Below are 17,013 nucleotides of genomic sequence, written 5' to 3' on the forward strand. Positions count from 1 at the left end.
TAATAATGACTGACACACAACACCAGAACACTAGCACTCAATCCTTAGCTAATTTGCAGCACGTCAGCTATGCGCTGAATAACGGCGTGGGCGAGTTAATCCTTAACCGCGCAGAAGTGCACAACGCCTTCGATGAGGTGATGATCAGCGAAATGATCGCCGTCCTAGGTTATTTTGCCGAGCACAAAGACTGCAAACTGTTGGTATTAAAAGCCAATGGCAAAAACTTCAGCGCAGGCGCCGACTTAAATTGGATGCGCAAACAAGCCAAGATGGATTTTGAGCAAAATCTGAATGACGCCAAGGCGCTGGCTAAGCTGATGCAGGATTTAGATACCTTTCCAAAACCCACTATCGCCTTAGTCCAAGGTGCAGCCTTTGGCGGCGCGCTTGGGTTAATCTGCGCCAGTGATATAGCCATCGCCACCGAGCGTGCCAGTTTCTGCTTAAGCGAAGTCAAACTAGGACTGATCCCTGCGGTGATTAGCCCCTACGTTGCCCGCGCCATGGGCAATCGCGCCTCACGCCGCTATATGCTCACAGCGGAGCGTTTTGATGCGCAAACGGCGCTCAAACTCAATGTTATCCATGAGATAAACGATGATTTAGCGGCCGCAGCACAACCAATTATCACCGCGCTGCTCGCCAACAGTCCGCAGGGAATGGCATGGGTAAAGACCCTACTCGCCCGCCTAGAAGATGGCGTGATAGACCAAGATACGATTGATTACACCAGCGAGCGCATCGCCCGCATTCGGGTATCTGATGAAGGCCAAGAAGGTTTAAACGCCTTTTTTGAGAAACGTCAGCCGAACTGGCACACGCCAACAGATACTCAAGGAGTTATTTGATGTTGACTAACAGCATGTTCACTAAGCTTTTAATTGCTAACCGTGGTGAAATTGCCTGCCGCATTATCAAAACCGCGCAGGCCATGGGCGTTCGCACCGTAGCCTTATATTCCGATGCCGATAAAAACGCGCGCCATGTTGCCATGGCCGACGAATCGTTTTACTTAGGTGGCAGCGCTCCGGCGGATTCTTACCTCAAGGGCGACTTGATTATTGAAATCGCCAAAAAAGCCCAAGCACAAGCCATTCATCCTGGCTATGGCTTCTTATCGGAAAACGCCGACTTTGCCCGCAAGTGTGAGGCGGCCGGAATCGTATTTGTTGGCCCTGGCAGTAATGCCATCGATGCCATGGGTAGCAAGAGCGCGGCCAAAGCCATTATGACGGCGGCCCAAGTGCCTTTAGTGCCAGGTTACCATGGCGACGATCAAACCGACGCGACACTCAAGGCCGAAGCCTTAAAAATCGGCTTCCCCATGCTGATTAAAGCCGCCTACGGTGGCGGTGGCAAAGGCATGCGTATCGTTGAGCATGAAGGCGAAATCATGGACGCCATCAACTCGGCGCGCCGTGAAGCGGCCTCCTCCTTCGGTAACGATAAGTTATTGATGGAGCGTTATTTACGCCAGCCTCGCCATGTCGAAGTGCAAGTGTTTGCCGATACCTTTGGCAATGCAATTTACCTATCGGATCGCGACTGCTCGATTCAGCGCCGCCATCAAAAAGTGGTCGAAGAAGCGCCAGCACCCGGTTTAAGCGATGAGCTTCGCGCCCAAATGGGTGAAGCCGCCGTAGCGGCCGCCAAGGCCATCGATTATGTCGGCGCGGGAACCGTTGAATTCCTGTTAGATACCGACAATAGCTTCTACTTTATGGAGATGAATACTCGTCTGCAGGTAGAGCATCCGGTGACCGAAATGGTGACGGGCCAAGACTTAGTCAAATGGCAGTTAATGGTCGCCAGTGGTCAGCCGTTACCGCTCAAACAGGACGAAGTGCGTATCCATGGACACGCCTTTGAAGTGCGTATTTACGCCGAAGATCCGCAAAATGAGTTTTTACCCGCCAGCGGTAAGCTCAACTTCCTGCGCGAGCCCGAGCAAAGCAAATACGTGCGTATCGATTCCGGCATCCGTGAAAACGATGTGATCAGTAACTTTTACGATCCCATGATAGCCAAGCTCATCGTGTGGGATGAGTCGCGTCCACGTGCGCTGCAACGCCTAGTGCATGCCCTCGAGTCCTACCAAATCAGCGGGCTTAAGCACAATATTGAATTTTTGGCGAATATTGCCGAGCATCCTGCCTTCGCTAAGGCGGTTTTTAGCACCGACTTTATCAACCGTTACGGCGATGCGCTGATTGGCAGTGCTTCGAGCGAAACCGATACAGCTATCGCTTTTGCCGCGCTGTATCAAGTACTTGCCCGTAAAGAAGCCGCCAAGGCACAGGCAATTAATAGCGCCGATCCTTACTCGCCTTGGGGCCAAGTCAGTGGCTTTAGACTCAACAGCGTTAGCCAGCATACTATTGCCCTGCTCGACGATGCCCACGAGTTACAACAATTGGTGTTATTAGACTTTGGCGATCACTACCAGTTATCCCAAGCCACAGCCGACGGCCAAGTGAGCAAGTCCCTGAGTGGTGAGCTTAAGCAGGATTTACTGTTAGCCGAAATCAACGGCCATAAGAGTAAAGTGCCCGTCAGCGCTCAGGGCGATGATTTTACGCTGTTTTTACCCTCAGGCAGTTATCACTTCAGGGCGGTTAAAACCCAAGTGGTTGAGGCCGAGTCCAGCAATGAAGATAAGCTCAAGGCCCCGATGAACGGCACAGTCGTCACCCACTTAGTGGAAGTCGGTGCAGAGGTGAAGGCGGGACAAGGGCTACTGGTGATGGAAGCGATGAAGATGGAATACACCATCGAAGCGCCCTTCGACGGTATTGTTACCGAGTTCTACTTCAAGGCGGGCGAGTTAGTGAGCGATGGCGCCGTGCTGCTCCATGTTGAGCCCAAAGCCCAGAGCGAGGAAGCCTAAATGTCTGCGCTGGATCTTACGAACTTAAGCTCGACCTCGGTAAGCGCCAGCTCGGATAGGGTTAGCTTATTCGAGATGGGGCCCCGTGACGGCTTGCAGAATGAAGCCGCCGTCCCAACACAGGCCAAAGTCGCCTTGATTGAATCCCTCGCCGATGCGGGCGTGAAGCGAATTGAAGCTGGCAGCTTTGTGTCACCCAAATGGGTGCCACAAATGGCCGATAGCGGTGACGTATTGCGCCAAATTCGCCGTCAAGCGGGCGTGGTTTACAGCGCCCTCACCCCCAATGTCAAAGGCTTAGAGCTGGCGCTGGATGCAAAAGCTTCCGAAGTCGCTATCTTTGGTGCGGCGTCACAAAGCTTTAGTCAACGCAATATCAACTGTTCGATTGAAGAGTCGATTGAACGCTTTATCCCGTTGATGGACATGGCAAAAGCCGCCAACATCCCAGTGCGTGGCTATGTGTCCTGCGTTTTAGGTTGCCCCTATGAAGGGGAGATCGCGGCGAGCGAAGTGGCAAGAGTGTCTGAAATCCTTTACAAAATGGGCTGTTACGAAATTTCGCTCGGCGACACTATCGGTGTAGGCACGCCGTTAAAAGCCCGTAAAATGCTGCAAGCCGTGATGGAGCGAGTCCCGGTAGAAAAGCTCGCCCTGCACTTCCACGACACCTATGGCCAAGCATTAGCCAATATTACCGCCTGCCTCGACTTAGGTGTGCGCAGCTTTGATGCCTCTGTGGCGGGCCTAGGTGGTTGTCCGTATGCAAAAGGCGCGTCGGGCAATCTGGCGAGTGAAGACTTGGTCTATATGCTCCACGGACTCGGTTTGAAGACGGGTATCGATTTAGAAAAACTGGCATTAGCGGGTTTTGGGATCAGCAAACAATTAAATCGTCTTAATGGCTCTAAAGTCGCCAATGCAATCTTGCAGGGCGCTAAAGCCTAGACTCAAGCGTCGAGGCGCTAAACATACCTAGCGCCTTGGGGACTGAATAACAGTAAAAGGACATCAAAATGGCAGGACTCAATAAAGTCGTCAGCAGCTATGAAGAAGCGTTAGCAGGTTTATCCGATGATATGACCATTATGGTTGGCGGTTTTGGCCTGTGCGGTATTCCTGAAGGCTTAATCAATCAAATGGTTAAGATGGGCGTTAAGGGCTTAACCGCCATTTCAAACAACGCTGGTGTGGATGATTTCGGTCTGGGCTTATTGTTAAAACACCGCCAGATTTCGACCATGATCGCCTCCTACGTAGGTGAGAACGCCACCTTCGAACAGCAAATGCTCTCGGGCGAACTGAATGTGATTTTAACGCCACAGGGCACGCTGGCGGAAAAAATCCGCGCGGGCGGTGCCGGTATTCCGGCATTTTTTACCGCCACAGGCTACGGTACCCCCGTGGCGGAAGGCAAAGAAACCCGTGAAATCAAAGGCCGTCACTATGTGTTAGAAGAATCACTGACCGCCGATTTTGCCCTCGTTCGCGCCTGGAAGGCCGATACTATGGGTAACTTAGTGTTCCGCAAAACCGCCGCTAACTTTAACCCTATGATGGCGACTGCGGGTAAAATCACGGTTGTGGAAGCCGAGTTTATTGTTGAGCCGGGCGAGCTCGATCCTGATCATATCCATACTCCCGGCATTTATGTTGATCGCGTCATCCAAGGCAAGTTCGAGAAACGTATCGAGCAGCGCACGGTAAAAGCGGCGAAATAAGAAAAGCGAACGATTAACAACGCAAGCTAAAGCGACAGAGTCTTAGCTCAAACTAGAGCCCATAGTAAAAGCCCATAAAATTGAGGCCCATAGCGACTCTAGGTAAAGGAAGGATAAAGATCATGGCATTATCAAGAGAACAACTGGCACAGCGCGTTGCCAAAGAATTACAAGACGGCTATTACGTCAACCTCGGTATTGGCATTCCCACGCTCGTGGCTAACTATATTCCCGAAGGTATGGAAGTGATGCTGCAATCGGAAAACGGCCTGCTCGGCATGGGTGAGTTTCCGACGGAAGAAACCATAGATCCGGATTTAATCAACGCAGGCAAACAAACCGTTACCGCGGTAAAAGGTGCCTCGTTTTTCTCCTCAGCCGAAAGCTTTGCCATGATCCGTGGCGGCCATGTGGACTTAACCGTACTCGGCGCCTTTGAGGTCGATGTTAATGGTTCCATCGCCTCATGGATGATCCCAGGCAAGCTTATCAAGGGCATGGGCGGCGCAATGGATTTAGTCGCGGGTGCGGAAAATATTATCGTGACTATGATGCACGCCGATAAGTACGGTAACTCTAAGCTGTTACCCGTGTGCGAATTGCCCCTCACAGGTTACGGCTGTATCAAACGTGTTGTTACCGATTTAGCCTTTATCGAAATTAAAGATGGCGCCTTCCATCTGTTAGAGCGCGCCCCCGGTGTCAGCGTTGAAGAAATTGTTAGCAAAACCGCTGGTAAGTTAATCGTGCCAGACCATGTACCAGAGATGGTGTTTTAAGCATTGTTTAACACGGTAAGTTAATAAACTCACACAATATACATCAGCTAAATGCTAGGCTTAGACCTCCATATAAGCCTAGCTATCTAGTGAATTACCCAACTAAATTATCCATTGCTAATCATTAGCAAAAACTAAGCAGCTATCACATTGTTAACACAGCTAAAGAAGGGAGAATGCTTAGTGAAATTTCCTATTAGATTCACTTATGACGAAAGCGTTGTACTTTCACTGGGCGCAATACTGTGGGTTGAAGCAATCATCGGCTTATATGGTATTGGCATCTATTTAATTGGTACCTCGCCAAATGCCCACGAAGGCATAATATTAGCGGCTGGCATGTGGTTTTATTCCCTATTTTTTCAGATCCCCTACGCGTTCTTTTTATATAAGTATTGGTACAACACTCGCCCCCTAATAAAACAGCTAACCGTCATATCCATCCCAATATTATGGTTTCTTTATTTTTATCCAACTTATCAAGGGCTAAATGTTGTTTAAGGTCCATCATTTTAAAACCTATTAACTGAAAGCAATCGATTTACTCGCCTACAGGTGCTGAATCATTGTTACCAAAAGATGTTTTAACTCTTTAGCACCCAAATTAGCGATCTTAAGCACAGTTACGGTAAACTCGCCGCAGCCCAAATAGTAAGGACGCTCAAGTTGTTAGCTAAATTCCTCAATAAGCGCAGCCGCAAATATATGCGTGATCATGCTGCAACGACAGGGTTCCAGCGGATTGAAGATGCGGCCGATGAAGTGTTAAGAAAGACATTAACCAGAATGCAAAGCCAAGATCTTAATGCCCATGCTATTTTTGCCAAGCGACTCCCATCGTTAAGTGCTGGTTAAGATGTTGATTAACCATGTATTCCAATAACCCCATTTTGATAACCCCAGACTTAAGGTTGAGCCTATTCAAGCCTTAAGTCATCCCAATGCAAACGAGAGGACAAAGGATGTACCAGATTGCGATTGTGATATTCGATGAATTTACCGATATCGATTTCTTTTTAATGCGCGATATTCTCGGCCGCACAGCAACCGATTGGACAGTCAAAGTGCTAGGCACCAAACCTAGCCACAAGTCGAGTTTGGGTATGACGGTAGAAACCCATGGTCATGTCTCCGAAGTCGCCGATGCTGACGTGGTATTATTCAGCAGTGGCTACAAAGGCGTACCTGCCGCACTTGCGGATCCAGAGTTTATGTCGGCCCTTAAATTAGATCCCTCGCGGCAATTACTTGGCAGTATCTGCGCAGGATCATTCTTCTTTGCCAAGTTAGGCTTACTCGACAATATCTCGGCAACGACTCACCCCGATGCCAAACCCGCATTGGTAGCCATGGGCGTCGATGTAGAAGACTCTGCTCTGGTGGTCAATGGCAATATTGCCACTGCAGGAGGTTGTCTGTCCTCACTCTATTTAACGGGTTGGGTTGCGGAGCGCTTGTTCGACAGTGCAAAGCGCCGCGAAATTCATCGGCAACTGCTCCCCGCAGGCCAAGCCGATGTGTTTGACGCTTTAATCGAGTCGTCTATTGCCTCAGCCATTCGCTAACATAGTGCCTCAAGATAAAAGGACTTCAATAATGACACTCAAAGTACTCCTTAATCAGTTAAAAACCGAACGCAAAATCACCAGCGCAGCCGAACTTGCGGCGCTATTGGCGCAAGATGAGGCGCTACTTCAGCAGATTAAACAGGCGGATGCACAGTATTGGGTCAACTTTAGCAAGCAGACGTTTGATGGTTGGTACTGCGTCGCTACACCATCGAATGCCAGCTACCATGTGTACTATCAAGAGCGTGGGCAACATTGTTGGGGAGAAGAGGTATTTAGCGATCAACATTTGGCAATTGCTGCGGTGATTTTTGAGTCAGGGCTGTTTCACGCTGAATAAAGGCATCAATGCCAAGGCTTTCTAGCTAAACCCGATTCAGACCCCATAACAAAGCCATCAATCTGCCGCTACTTAGCAATATTGATGGCTTTTCATCTAACTGACTTACTGTTAAGGTGATGTTTTTATAAGCAATTGACGTTCGACTTCAACACGTCAATGCAAGCGGAGCATTCACTATGGATTGGTTACTGATCGCCCTCGCAGGTTTACTCGGCGGCATGCTAAATGCGGTGGCAGGCGGCGGCAGCTTTATCACCTTATTTGCCCTTGTGTTTGTGGGCGTGCCGCCACTGATGGCCAACGCTACGGGCACAGCGGCCCTGCTCCCCGGTTACCTTGCCAGTGCCTGGCGTTTTCGAAAAGAGATTGAATATCCAGCAAATCTTAACCTAAAAACCCTGTGCCTGATTGCGATAGCTGGCGGATGCCTAGGCGCGGCGATACTGCTATGCACCAGCGAGCAAGTATTTGCTTATCTTGTCCCTTGGTTGATTTTGCTGGCCACACTCGCCTTTATCGCTGGACCTTGGTTACTGAAAAAACGTTTAGCGAATGCCAACCTCCCCCGAGTGAATACCGTCAAGCCACTGACGGCAATGATGATTCTCTTCATCGTCTGTATTTACGGCGGTTATTTTAACGGGGGATTAGGGATTATTTTACTCGCCACCTTTGGGTTACTCGGCCAGACCCAATTACATGGGATGAACGGGCTTAAAAATTTACTCTCCGCCCTACTCACCACCATTGCCGTGATGATTTACGCCCTAGGTAATCTGATTGACGGGCAATATCTGTTACTGCTTGCCATTATGGCGATTATTGGCGGCTATCTTGGCGCCGCGCTGGCTTATCTCATTCCCCAATCGCTGTTGCGAGGTTTTATAGTGCTGGTCGGTTTCGCCATGAGCGTGGGATTTTTTATGCGTTAATGACATCTCCACGCTAGAAAGAGCGCTTTTAAGACCATCAGTAAGCGAAATTAAGCAGTTAAGATCAAATGGATGGGAAGTAAGAAAAACTTTCTATCAACCCAATACTCCTAATATGACAAGGCTTGACATGTATATCCCTAAAAATATGGCACTTCACGATAAGCAGGCGATAGCCGACTTAATTAACCATTTTGGTTTTGGATTACTAATCTCCCCCACCTTAGAAGCGACCCACTTACCTCTACTTTACGAAGCAGCCGAAGATGGGCAAGAGTATCTCTATGGTCATATAGCAAAAGCCAAAGGGCATTGGCAGCAGCTAGATGGCCAGCAAGCACTAGTGGTGTTCTCTGGGCCGCATTCCTATATTTCACCCACTTGGTACGCTAATGGTCCTGCGGTACCGACTTGGAACTATGCAGCAGTTCACTGCACTGGCAGAGTCGAGCTCTTAGAGGCTAGCGCGACCGCCAAAGCCATAGACAAATTAATCGAAAAATATGAACCGAGCCTATCGGGAAATGCCGCAGTAATGCCTGCTGAGTATGTTGACAAACTCTCGCAGGCGATTGTTGGTTTTCGCGTGATTGTCGATTCGATTCAAGCGAAGGAAAAATTAGGACAACACAGAAAGCGAGAAGACCAAATGGGTGTCTATCACGCCTTGACCCAAAGCGTTTCAGCCGAAAGTCGCGCTTTAGCAGAATACATGCTTAACAGAAATCTTGGGACTGGGCAGAACAAGGAAGCATGATGGCCGCCATTTCGATTAGACAAGCAGAAATAGCCGACCTTAACGCCATGGCTAACTTACTGTTGCAGCTGGGTTATAGTGCCACCGAGGCGCAGTTACAGCAGTATCTCGATGATCCTAAAAGATCCGATGAAATCTATCTCGCCGAGTCTGAGGGAGCCGTGGTTGGGTTGATAAGTATAGGGCGTGTTGGCGTTTCAGGGTTATTTTGCAGCTATTTGGCTGACGTTTATGCAAGGCAAAGTCCGTGCTATGTAGTTATTCTACATAAACGGACGATAACGCAGCAGAAACGTCTGCCAAACGCTGCCCGTAGGGTTCGTCTGGCAAGCCCTTGCTCTTTGTCACTCGTCATTTGAGTAGAATAACTACACTTCATTCCTCGTTTCGCGAGCACGAGCTTGCCAGAACGAACAAAATTTAATCTCGAAACGTCAACACGCCCTAATATTTTTGATTATTTTCCCTCGCAGCAGCAAATCTGCCGCCTTAGTGGTGGCTGAAGCGAGTCGAGGTTTAGGCGTAGGGACGCAACTGATTGACTTTGCCAAAGGCAGAGCAAGTGAGCGGGGTTGTCGCCAGCTTGAGGTCACTACGTCTATGCGCCGCGAGCATACCCAAGCCTACTATGAGTCCATTGGCTTTGAGAAAACCTCCTTTCGCTATATCCAAGCTGCTGACGTTAACCCAAAGTGATTTCGCCCCAATAAAATAGGCGCTTAAGTGTACTTAAGCGCCTATTTTGGCTAACCGTTAGCGAGGGATTAATCCTGCGCCAACTCCTTATCTAATTGTTGGGCAATGGCTTCTGGCGAACCGCTGTTACGGGCAAAGAGGCCGTAGGCGGTTGGGATCACAAAGATAGTGAACAAGGTCGCCAGCATAATGCCCGAAAGCACCACTACACCAATCACGAAACGGGTTTCCGCCCCCGCACCTGCGGCTAATACCAGAGGTACGGCGCCCGCGGCAGTGGTAATCCCCGTCATCAGGATCGGGCGTAAACGCTGGCAAGAGGCTTGAATAATGGCGCGGTCAAAATCGACGCCCTTATCCCGTAACTGGTTGGCAAATTCGACGATAAGAATACCGTTTTTCGCCGCCAAACCGACCAGCATAATAATCCCAATTTGGCTGTAGATATTGAGACTCTGGCCCGTAAACCAAAGCCCTATCAAAGCGCCAACCGTGGCCAGCGGTACTGTCAGCATGATCACCATAGGGTGAATATAGCTTTCGAACTGCGCCGCTAATACTAGGAACACAATCCCCAGCGCCAGCAGGAACACAAAGTACATTGAGCTGCCAGATTCTTGATAATCAAGGGATTGTCCCTTGTAGCTGATCACCGCTTCCGCAGGCAAATAAGCACGCGCCACTTGATTCAGGTAATCCAGTGCTTCACCTAGGCTATAACCATCCGCCAAGCTGGCCTCAATGGTAATCGCCCGCATACGGTTGTAACGGTTAAGGGAGCTGGCATCGGCAAACTCTTCAACCGTGACTAAGTTTGATAGCGGGATCAGCTCCTTGGTCCGTTCGGAGCGAACATAGATATTTTGCAGATCGGCCGCAGTATTTTGGTTACTGCGCTCCCCTTCCACAATCACATCATACTCTTCGCCATCACGCATAAAGGTGGTGACTAAACGCGAACCCAGCATCGATTCCAAGGTGCGACCGATATTGGAAATCGATACCCCAAGGCTGGCCGCCCTGTCCCTGTCGATCACGACTCTAAGCTGCGGTTTGGTTTCTTTATAGTCGTGGTCAAGGCCAAGCAATTTAGGATTTTCCGCCGCCTTTTCCATCATAATGTCGCGCCAGCGGGCCAACTCTTCATAGCTTGGGCCACCAATCACAAACTGCACAGGTTTACCCACGCCACGGCCAAATGCTTGACGCATCACAGGGAAAGCTTGCACACCGGCTAAATCCGCGAGGCGCTTGTTAATATCGCCTATCACTTCTTTCATCGGGCGACGTTGTCCCCAATCTTCGAGCACGATAATCGCCATACCGTTAGAGAAGTCGGCGGCGCGGCCAAAGCCACGGGGCGCACGGATCAGCAAGCGTTTAATGTCGCCCGAGTCCACCAACGGCATTAACCGATTTTCCACTTCGTTCATGTAGGATTCGATATATTCGTAACTCGCACCCTGCGGCCCGTTCACCATCAAAAATAACGAACCCCGGTCCTCCTGCGGCGCAAATTCCTGCGGCACTTTTTGGGCGAGCAGCACACTGCTCCCGAGCGCAATCAAGACTAATACCGACATAAGCACAGGTCTTGCCATCGCCTTCTCAAGCGAGCTTTGATAGCCGCGAGAAATGCCCGTCATAATGCTATCGACCTTACGTACTAACCACGAATCCTGCGACGCAGGTTTAAGCAGCTTAGAACACATCATCGGGCTTAAGGTTAAGGCCACGATACTGGAGAAGATCACCGCCGCGCTCATGGCCACCGCAAACTCTTTAAAGAGCTTACCTAGGTCCCCTTCGAGGAAAGTGATCGGCATAAATACCGCCACAAGCACTAAGGTGGTGGCGATAACCGCAAAGGCCATTTCACGGGCGCCCAAAAATGCCGCCTTTAAGGGAGAATCCCCTTCTTCGATACGGCGGTGAATGTTTTCCAGCATCACAATCGCATCGTCGACCACCATACCGATAGCGAGGATCATCGCAAGCAACGTCAACAGGTTGATTGTGTATCCTAGCGCATAGAGCACGATAAACGTCCCGAGCAAAGACACGGGCACGGTAATCGCGGGGATTAACATGGCGCGCACGCTGCCAAGGAACAGATAAATCACGATGATCACCAGCACCATGGCGGTGAACAGGGTTTGGTACACCTCTTTAATCGAGGCTTCGATAAACACTGAGCTGTCGTAGCTACGTTTAATCGACATGCCAGCGGGTAAGGTTGGATTGATTTTATCGACTAAGGCGTTAACGGCGCGGGCCACTTCTAAGGTGTTGGCGGTCGACTGTTTCGACACCCCAAGACCAATCATGGCCTCCTTGTTGCCGCGGAACATGATGCGCTCTTCTTCCGAGCCTATTTCCACCTTAGCCACATCGCCAAGTTTGACTAAATAGCCGTCTTCACCTTGGGAAATCACCAAATTGGCAAAATCCTCGGCGGTGCGATAACTACGCTCTAAACGCACGGTAAAGTGACGCTCCTTGGACTCGAGCGAACCTGCGGGCAACTCAACGTTTTCAGCCCTTAACGCGGCTTCAACATCGGCCACAGTAAGGCTTCGGGATGCAAGGGCTTGTCTGTCGAGCCACACGCGCATGGCGTAAACTTTGCCACCACCGATACGGATCATCGACACCCCGTCCACCACGGACAGACGGTCGGATAAATAACGACGGGTGTAATCGGTCAGCTCTAATGTGGTCATTTGATCCGACACTAAGTTGAGCCACATAATTACTTCATCGCCACCGTTGGCCTTTTGTACCTCTGGGGGATCGGCTTCTTCGGGTAAGTTATCTAACAGGCCTGAAATTCTATCGCGCACATCGTTGGCCGCATCTTCAATGTTGCGGCTGATATCGAACTCTAAGGTCACCTGCGAGCGACCATCGCTGCTCGATGAACTCACATGGCGAATACCTTCGACGCCGCTGATCCTATCTTCAATCAGCTGGGTAATGCGGCTCTCGACCACAGCGGCACTGGCGCCGCGATAGTTGGTTTCAATTGAGACAATCGGCGGGTCGATGTTAGGGTATTCCCGCAGCGGTAACTTATCGAATGCCACTAAACCAAAGGCCACCAGCAATAAGCTAATAACCGAGGCAAATACCGGTCGTTTAACGGAAAGATCTGTCAGGATCATACACTTGGCTCCGCATTAGCATCGGAAAGATAGCTAAACTTCTCAGCCAATTCGGTTTTAACCACATCGCCTGGGTGCACTTTAAGTAGCCCGCGGATCACCACGTTTTCACCAATCTCTAAACCACCGAGGATTTCGACCCAACCGCGGGTACGAATACCAATGGTGACTTGCTTACGCTCAATCACATTGTCTTTATTAACGCTGTAAACAAAGTGCTCTTTTTGGATCGGGATAATCGCCGACTCAGGCAGCATCAAAGCTTCGCGGCTGCGCTTGATCAGTTTCACCTTCATCAACATGCCGGGCAGTAAACGTAAATCAGGATTTGGGATTTCGGCGCGTACAATCACAGCGCGAGTGGTTGGATTAACACGGCTATCGATAGAAATCACTTTGCCTTTAAAGATTTCATCGGGGAACGCCACGGCTTTGGCTTCGACTTGTTTACCGGGCTGCAGGTCTTGAATAAAACGCTCAGGCACCGAAAAGTCTAATTTAATCTTAGAGATATCATCGAGTGTGGTGATCTCAGTACCCGGAGTCACGAGGCTACCCACACTCACTTGGCGCAGGCCTAAACGACCATTAAAGGGCGCCACTATGCTGCGATCATTGAGGGATGATTGTGCCTGCTCTAACTCGGCGCGGGTGGTATCGATTAAGGTTTGCAGGCGGTCACGCTCTAACTCCGCCACAGTGCGGCTGGTCACCAGAGAGCTGATCCGCGCTAACTCGCGTTGATTATCACTCACCTTCACCTGCGCCACTTTTACTTTGGCTATCTGCTCGGCATTTTGCAATTGCACCAATAAGTCGCCCTTTTTGACGATATCGCCATCATCAAATTTGAGTGAGGTGACCACATCGGTGACTTTAGGCGTGATAGTGACAGACTCATAGGCCTTGTTGGTGCCTATGGCTTCAACTTCGTCACGCACGGGCGCCATAGCGGCAGTCGCGATGACCACATTAGGGGTGAGCTTAACGTTAGCTTTCTGCGGTGCTTGGGGTTGCATACTTTGGTATCCAAACCAGCCCGCAGCCAAAATAGCGATGATAATTATGATTTTTTTCATCTGGCTTCCAAATGATGATGACTCGCATTAGTGACGGCTAGTTTACCCACTCGCATCATTGCATCAATACGTTTTACTTTTTCTTACAAATTACGCCAACTGCATAAAATATGTAATAAATGGCAATTCGAGTCAGAAAGGATAAGCAGGATTAAGAATACAGTAGGATAATTGGCACTTTTAGCGAATTACTTCAATAAAAGTCAAAATTGAAAACACTTTATCTAAAACCATGCTTTAAATATTGATATACGCCAGAAATATTCTGAAACATCATTCTGTATAGTTAACGCACAGGGTGAGCATAGCGGCGCTCAAATGGCAGGCACAAAAAAGGGCGATTAAATCGCCCTTTTGTTGACTGTGGTAGGATTAACGCAGTTTGCGTTCTTCTTTCATCAGGTTCGACAGTGACTGATACACATTGGTCACGACGTCATTCGACAGTGGTTGATCTTCACCGTCGCGCAGCAGGATTTTGGTTTCCTCTGAGCTATCGCCGTCTTCAAGCAGTATGCGGTAACTGCCTTCCTTCAAGGCCAATTGCTTGTCGTTCCACAACGAACTCCAGAAACCAGAGTTGTCGGTAAACTTAATGAAGTAAAGCCCCTTGGCGCTGTCCATATCGGCAATTTCAAAGCCCATTTCTGGCAGCACGATACGTAGGCGATCCCACACTTGCTTGTATGGCGCTTTCGCGGACCAGTAAGCAGCACCTTCTTCAGGCGTCACTAAATCCACATTGATCCCTAAGGTCTGCTTCAAACGGTTCGCTTGAATCGCTTGCTCACGCTTCACACTCATATAAGCGATAGAGCTGTTCAGCATGTCGATGGTGTAACGCTGTTTATCTTCACTGCTTAACAGGACATCTTGCTCTTTACCGTCGTAAAACTCTTGGTGTTCAACCAAGTGGATAACGATGTTAGCGGTACGGCCGTGCGGACGCGTTTCTACGTCGAAGCGATAGCGTTGACGCAGCAGGTACTCTTTATCAGAGCCCCAGAGGCTCGATTCCAGCACTTCCGTGTTTTCAATCCAATCGGTTTCGATACTGCCTTTATCGAAATCGCGGTTGCGAATGTTGATGCCTTGCTTAGCAAAGAAACCATCTAAGTTAGTGAAGATTTCTTGCTTAAGATCGACGCTGTTATCAATCGATTCAACCACGATCTTAATGTTATCGCTGCCCTCTTCCACGTGCGTACCTTCTGCCATTGGCAGGACTTGCAGTGGAGGACGGATATCGAGGTTTTTACCAACCAGCGCGGAATTCGCCTTTGGCCCTAAGTTAGGCACTTCAAATTCTTTATTGTATGGCGGTGCTTTTAATCCCTCGGGGATCTTTAGCATTGGCGCTTGCTCGGCCTGCACATAGTCTTCACCGCCGTTTGCTTGGCGACGCTCTAATGGCGAGCTACAAGCTGCAACGGCAGCAACTAGGAACAGTGGGGTGACTTTCTTTAACATTAATTATTTAACCTCTATCTGGGCGCGAGTCATTGCATCTAACAACAGACCATGACATTGCTCAGAAAGTTCAGTCAAAGGTAAACGAATATGGCCACACTCAATCAGTCCCATACGGTGAGCGGCCCACTTCACAGGGATGGGGTTCGCTTCACAGAACAGTGTGCTATACAGACCACGCAGCGGCTCATCGATGCTCGCCGCTAATTCGGCATTGCCCGCAAGTGCTGCATCACACATGGCTTTAAATGCTTTTGGCACTATGTTGTTGGCAACCGAAATCACGCCATTACCGCCAAGGAGTAAAAACTCTCTCGCCGTTGCATCATCGCCGCTGTACAACATAAAGTCATTACCACAAAGCTCACGTAAACGCTTAACGCGAGATACATCGCCCGTGGCTTCTTTAACGCCAATAATATTGCTCACAGCGACCAATTCGGCCACGGTTTCGGGCTTCATGTCGACGGCGGTGCGTCCTGGTACGTTATAGAGAATTTGCGGAATATCCGTGCTCGCCGCCACAGCAGTGTAGTGCGCGACTAAGCCCTTTGGCGTGGGTTTGTTGTAGTAAGGTGTCACGCCTAACATGGCGGCAACCCCTACTTTAGATAAAGACTTGGTGAGTTCGATAGCTTCAGATGTCGCATTCGCGCCATTGCCACCAATCACAGGAATACGGCCTGCGGCAAACTTAACCGTTTGCGCGACCACAGTAACGTGCTCATTCATTGGCAGAGTCGCTGACTCGCCGGTAGTGCCCACGGCGACGATGGCGTCTGTGCCTTGGTCAATATGGAATTCGACTAACCTTTCAAGACTTGCAAAATCTACTGAGCCATCACTGTTCATTGGCGTGATTAAGGCTACGATGCTTCCGTTTATCATCTGACTTCCCCAAAATTTCAGGATTCGCTATGGTACTGATGCCAACCATTAATGACAAGCACTAACGGGGCTCTCAAATTGAATTAGTTATGGTAGCATTACATCCCGCACAAAAACTCGGCACTCAGTCTCGAGTTTTCGCTCTATGATATCGAAAAAGTGAGGACAATTCATGACCAATTTCCTGGTCGTAACCGCAATGGGCGTAGACCGTCCTGGACTCGTAAGTAAACTAGCTCGACTTGCCAGCGACTGTGACTGTGATATCGTCGACAGCCGTATGGCATTATTTGGTAACGAATTTACCTTAATCATGATGTTGTCAGGTTCGTGGGCATCCATAACGAAAATTGAAAGCCTGCTCCCGAGTCTCAGTGTTGAATTAGAACTGATGACAGTAATGAAGCGCACCTCTAAACATACGCCGCAAAACTACCTTTCACGCCTTGAAGTGCGCTTTACCGGTAAGGATCAGCGCGGCACCATGAAGCTTATCACCCAGTTCCTCGCCGACCGTTCCTTAGACTTAGCCGCAGTACGCTCTTTCTCTGAAGAACTCGACAACGGTGAGCAAACCCAGACGATTTCGTTGACCATCAATATTCCTGAAAAAGTTGAACTAGAAAAGCTCGAAAAGAGTATCTATCAACTCTCTGAAGAAATGGCACTGGATTGCACCATTAGACGCATGGAAGGCACCACCTCAAGAAGCGATAGAGGATAATT

18 protein-coding genes are annotated in these 17,013 nt (G+C 49.5%); 14 read left to right on the plus strand and 4 right to left on the minus strand.

Features of this window, described 5'->3' with window-relative positions:
• The first annotated feature begins 5 nt into the window (after positions 1–5).
• The 13 genes from M0415_RS06990 (at position 6) to M0415_RS07050 (ending at position 9,686) form a co-directional block, all read left to right on the plus strand.
• A complete protein-coding gene (locus M0415_RS06990) occupies positions 6–851 on the plus strand; it encodes an enoyl-CoA hydratase-related protein (RefSeq protein ID WP_249554748.1) in 846 nt (281 codons plus the stop codon).
• On the plus strand, positions 851–2,890 hold the full coding sequence (locus tag M0415_RS06995; RefSeq protein ID WP_249554746.1) for an acetyl/propionyl/methylcrotonyl-CoA carboxylase subunit alpha: 2,040 nt from the start codon (positions 851–853) through the stop codon (positions 2,888–2,890). The genes M0415_RS06990 and M0415_RS06995 overlap by 1 nt, the downstream gene beginning before the upstream one ends.
• Positions 2,891–3,838, plus strand: coding sequence for a hydroxymethylglutaryl-CoA lyase (locus M0415_RS07000; protein ID WP_224020693.1), 948 nt, complete (start codon positions 2,891–2,893; stop codon positions 3,836–3,838).
• A gap of 68 nt (positions 3,839–3,906) precedes the next feature.
• Complete coding sequence (locus M0415_RS07005) at positions 3,907–4,611, plus strand: CoA transferase subunit A (RefSeq protein WP_011623088.1); 705 nt, start codon at positions 3,907–3,909, stop codon at positions 4,609–4,611.
• A gap of 122 nt (positions 4,612–4,733) precedes the next feature.
• Positions 4,734–5,390, plus strand: coding sequence for a 3-oxoacid CoA-transferase subunit B (locus M0415_RS07010; protein ID WP_011071998.1), 657 nt, complete (start codon positions 4,734–4,736; stop codon positions 5,388–5,390).
• Positions 5,391–5,573: 183 nt separating this feature from the next.
• Entirely contained in the window at positions 5,574–5,891 is a 318-nt protein-coding gene (locus M0415_RS07015) for a hypothetical protein (RefSeq protein ID WP_088211396.1), read from the plus strand.
• A 165-nt stretch (positions 5,892–6,056) separates the two neighbouring features.
• The gene (locus M0415_RS07020; RefSeq protein WP_249554743.1) at positions 6,057–6,245 is read left to right on the plus strand and encodes a hypothetical protein; all 189 of its coding nucleotides are present in this window, start codon (positions 6,057–6,059) and stop codon (positions 6,243–6,245) included.
• A 107-nt stretch (positions 6,246–6,352) separates the two neighbouring features.
• Complete coding sequence (locus M0415_RS07025) at positions 6,353–6,955, plus strand: DJ-1/PfpI family protein (protein WP_249554741.1); 603 nt, start codon at positions 6,353–6,355, stop codon at positions 6,953–6,955.
• Between the two features lie 31 nt (positions 6,956–6,986).
• Complete coding sequence (locus M0415_RS07030; protein WP_249554739.1) at positions 6,987–7,298, plus strand: cytoplasmic protein; 312 nt, start codon at positions 6,987–6,989, stop codon at positions 7,296–7,298.
• Between the two features lie 179 nt (positions 7,299–7,477).
• A complete protein-coding gene (locus M0415_RS07035; protein WP_249554737.1) occupies positions 7,478–8,233 on the plus strand; it encodes a sulfite exporter TauE/SafE family protein in 756 nt (251 codons plus the stop codon).
• 130 nt (positions 8,234–8,363) lie between these two features.
• Positions 8,364–8,990 carry an FMN-binding negative transcriptional regulator gene (locus tag M0415_RS07040; RefSeq protein ID WP_249554735.1) on the plus strand — a complete coding sequence of 209 codons (627 nt, stop codon included), beginning with the start codon at positions 8,364–8,366 and terminating at the stop codon, positions 8,988–8,990.
• Entirely contained in the window at positions 8,990–9,349 is a 360-nt protein-coding gene (locus tag M0415_RS07045) for a hypothetical protein (RefSeq protein ID WP_249554733.1), read from the plus strand. Before M0415_RS07040 ends, M0415_RS07045 begins: the two co-directional genes overlap by 1 nt.
• A gap of 94 nt (positions 9,350–9,443) precedes the next feature.
• Entirely contained in the window at positions 9,444–9,686 is a 243-nt protein-coding gene (locus tag M0415_RS07050; RefSeq protein ID WP_249554731.1) for a GNAT family N-acetyltransferase, read from the plus strand.
• Between the two features lie 68 nt (positions 9,687–9,754).
• On the opposite strand, the gene M0415_RS07055 is transcribed toward M0415_RS07050, so the two are convergent.
• The 4 genes from M0415_RS07055 to dapA form a co-directional block, all read right to left on the minus strand.
• Positions 9,755–12,850: an efflux RND transporter permease subunit gene (locus M0415_RS07055; RefSeq protein WP_249554729.1), complete on the minus strand. Its 3,096-nt coding sequence runs from the start codon at positions 12,848–12,850 to the stop codon at positions 9,755–9,757.
• Positions 12,847–13,929, minus strand: a complete 1,083-nt coding sequence (locus M0415_RS07060; RefSeq protein WP_011623099.1) for an efflux RND transporter periplasmic adaptor subunit — start codon at positions 13,927–13,929, stop codon at positions 12,847–12,849. The genes M0415_RS07055 and M0415_RS07060 overlap by 4 nt, the downstream gene beginning before the upstream one ends.
• A gap of 372 nt (positions 13,930–14,301) precedes the next feature.
• Positions 14,302–15,399: an NlpB/DapX family lipoprotein gene (gene bamC, locus M0415_RS07065; RefSeq protein ID WP_249554727.1), complete on the minus strand. Its 1,098-nt coding sequence runs from the start codon at positions 15,397–15,399 to the stop codon at positions 14,302–14,304.
• Positions 15,400–15,402: 3 nt separating this feature from the next.
• Positions 15,403–16,287, minus strand: a complete 885-nt coding sequence (dapA, locus tag M0415_RS07070; protein WP_248968089.1) for a 4-hydroxy-tetrahydrodipicolinate synthase — start codon at positions 16,285–16,287, stop codon at positions 15,403–15,405.
• 172 nt (positions 16,288–16,459) lie between these two features.
• Between dapA and M0415_RS07075 the strand changes: the two genes are divergently transcribed.
• Positions 16,460–17,011: a glycine cleavage system transcriptional repressor gene (locus tag M0415_RS07075; protein ID WP_011716686.1), complete on the plus strand. Its 552-nt coding sequence runs from the start codon at positions 16,460–16,462 to the stop codon at positions 17,009–17,011.
• Positions 17,012–17,013: the final 2 nt, after the last annotated feature.

The organism is Shewanella sp. 10B (assembly GCF_023475885.1).
Classification (GTDB): Bacteria; Pseudomonadota; Gammaproteobacteria; order Enterobacterales; family Shewanellaceae; genus Shewanella; species Shewanella mangrovisoli.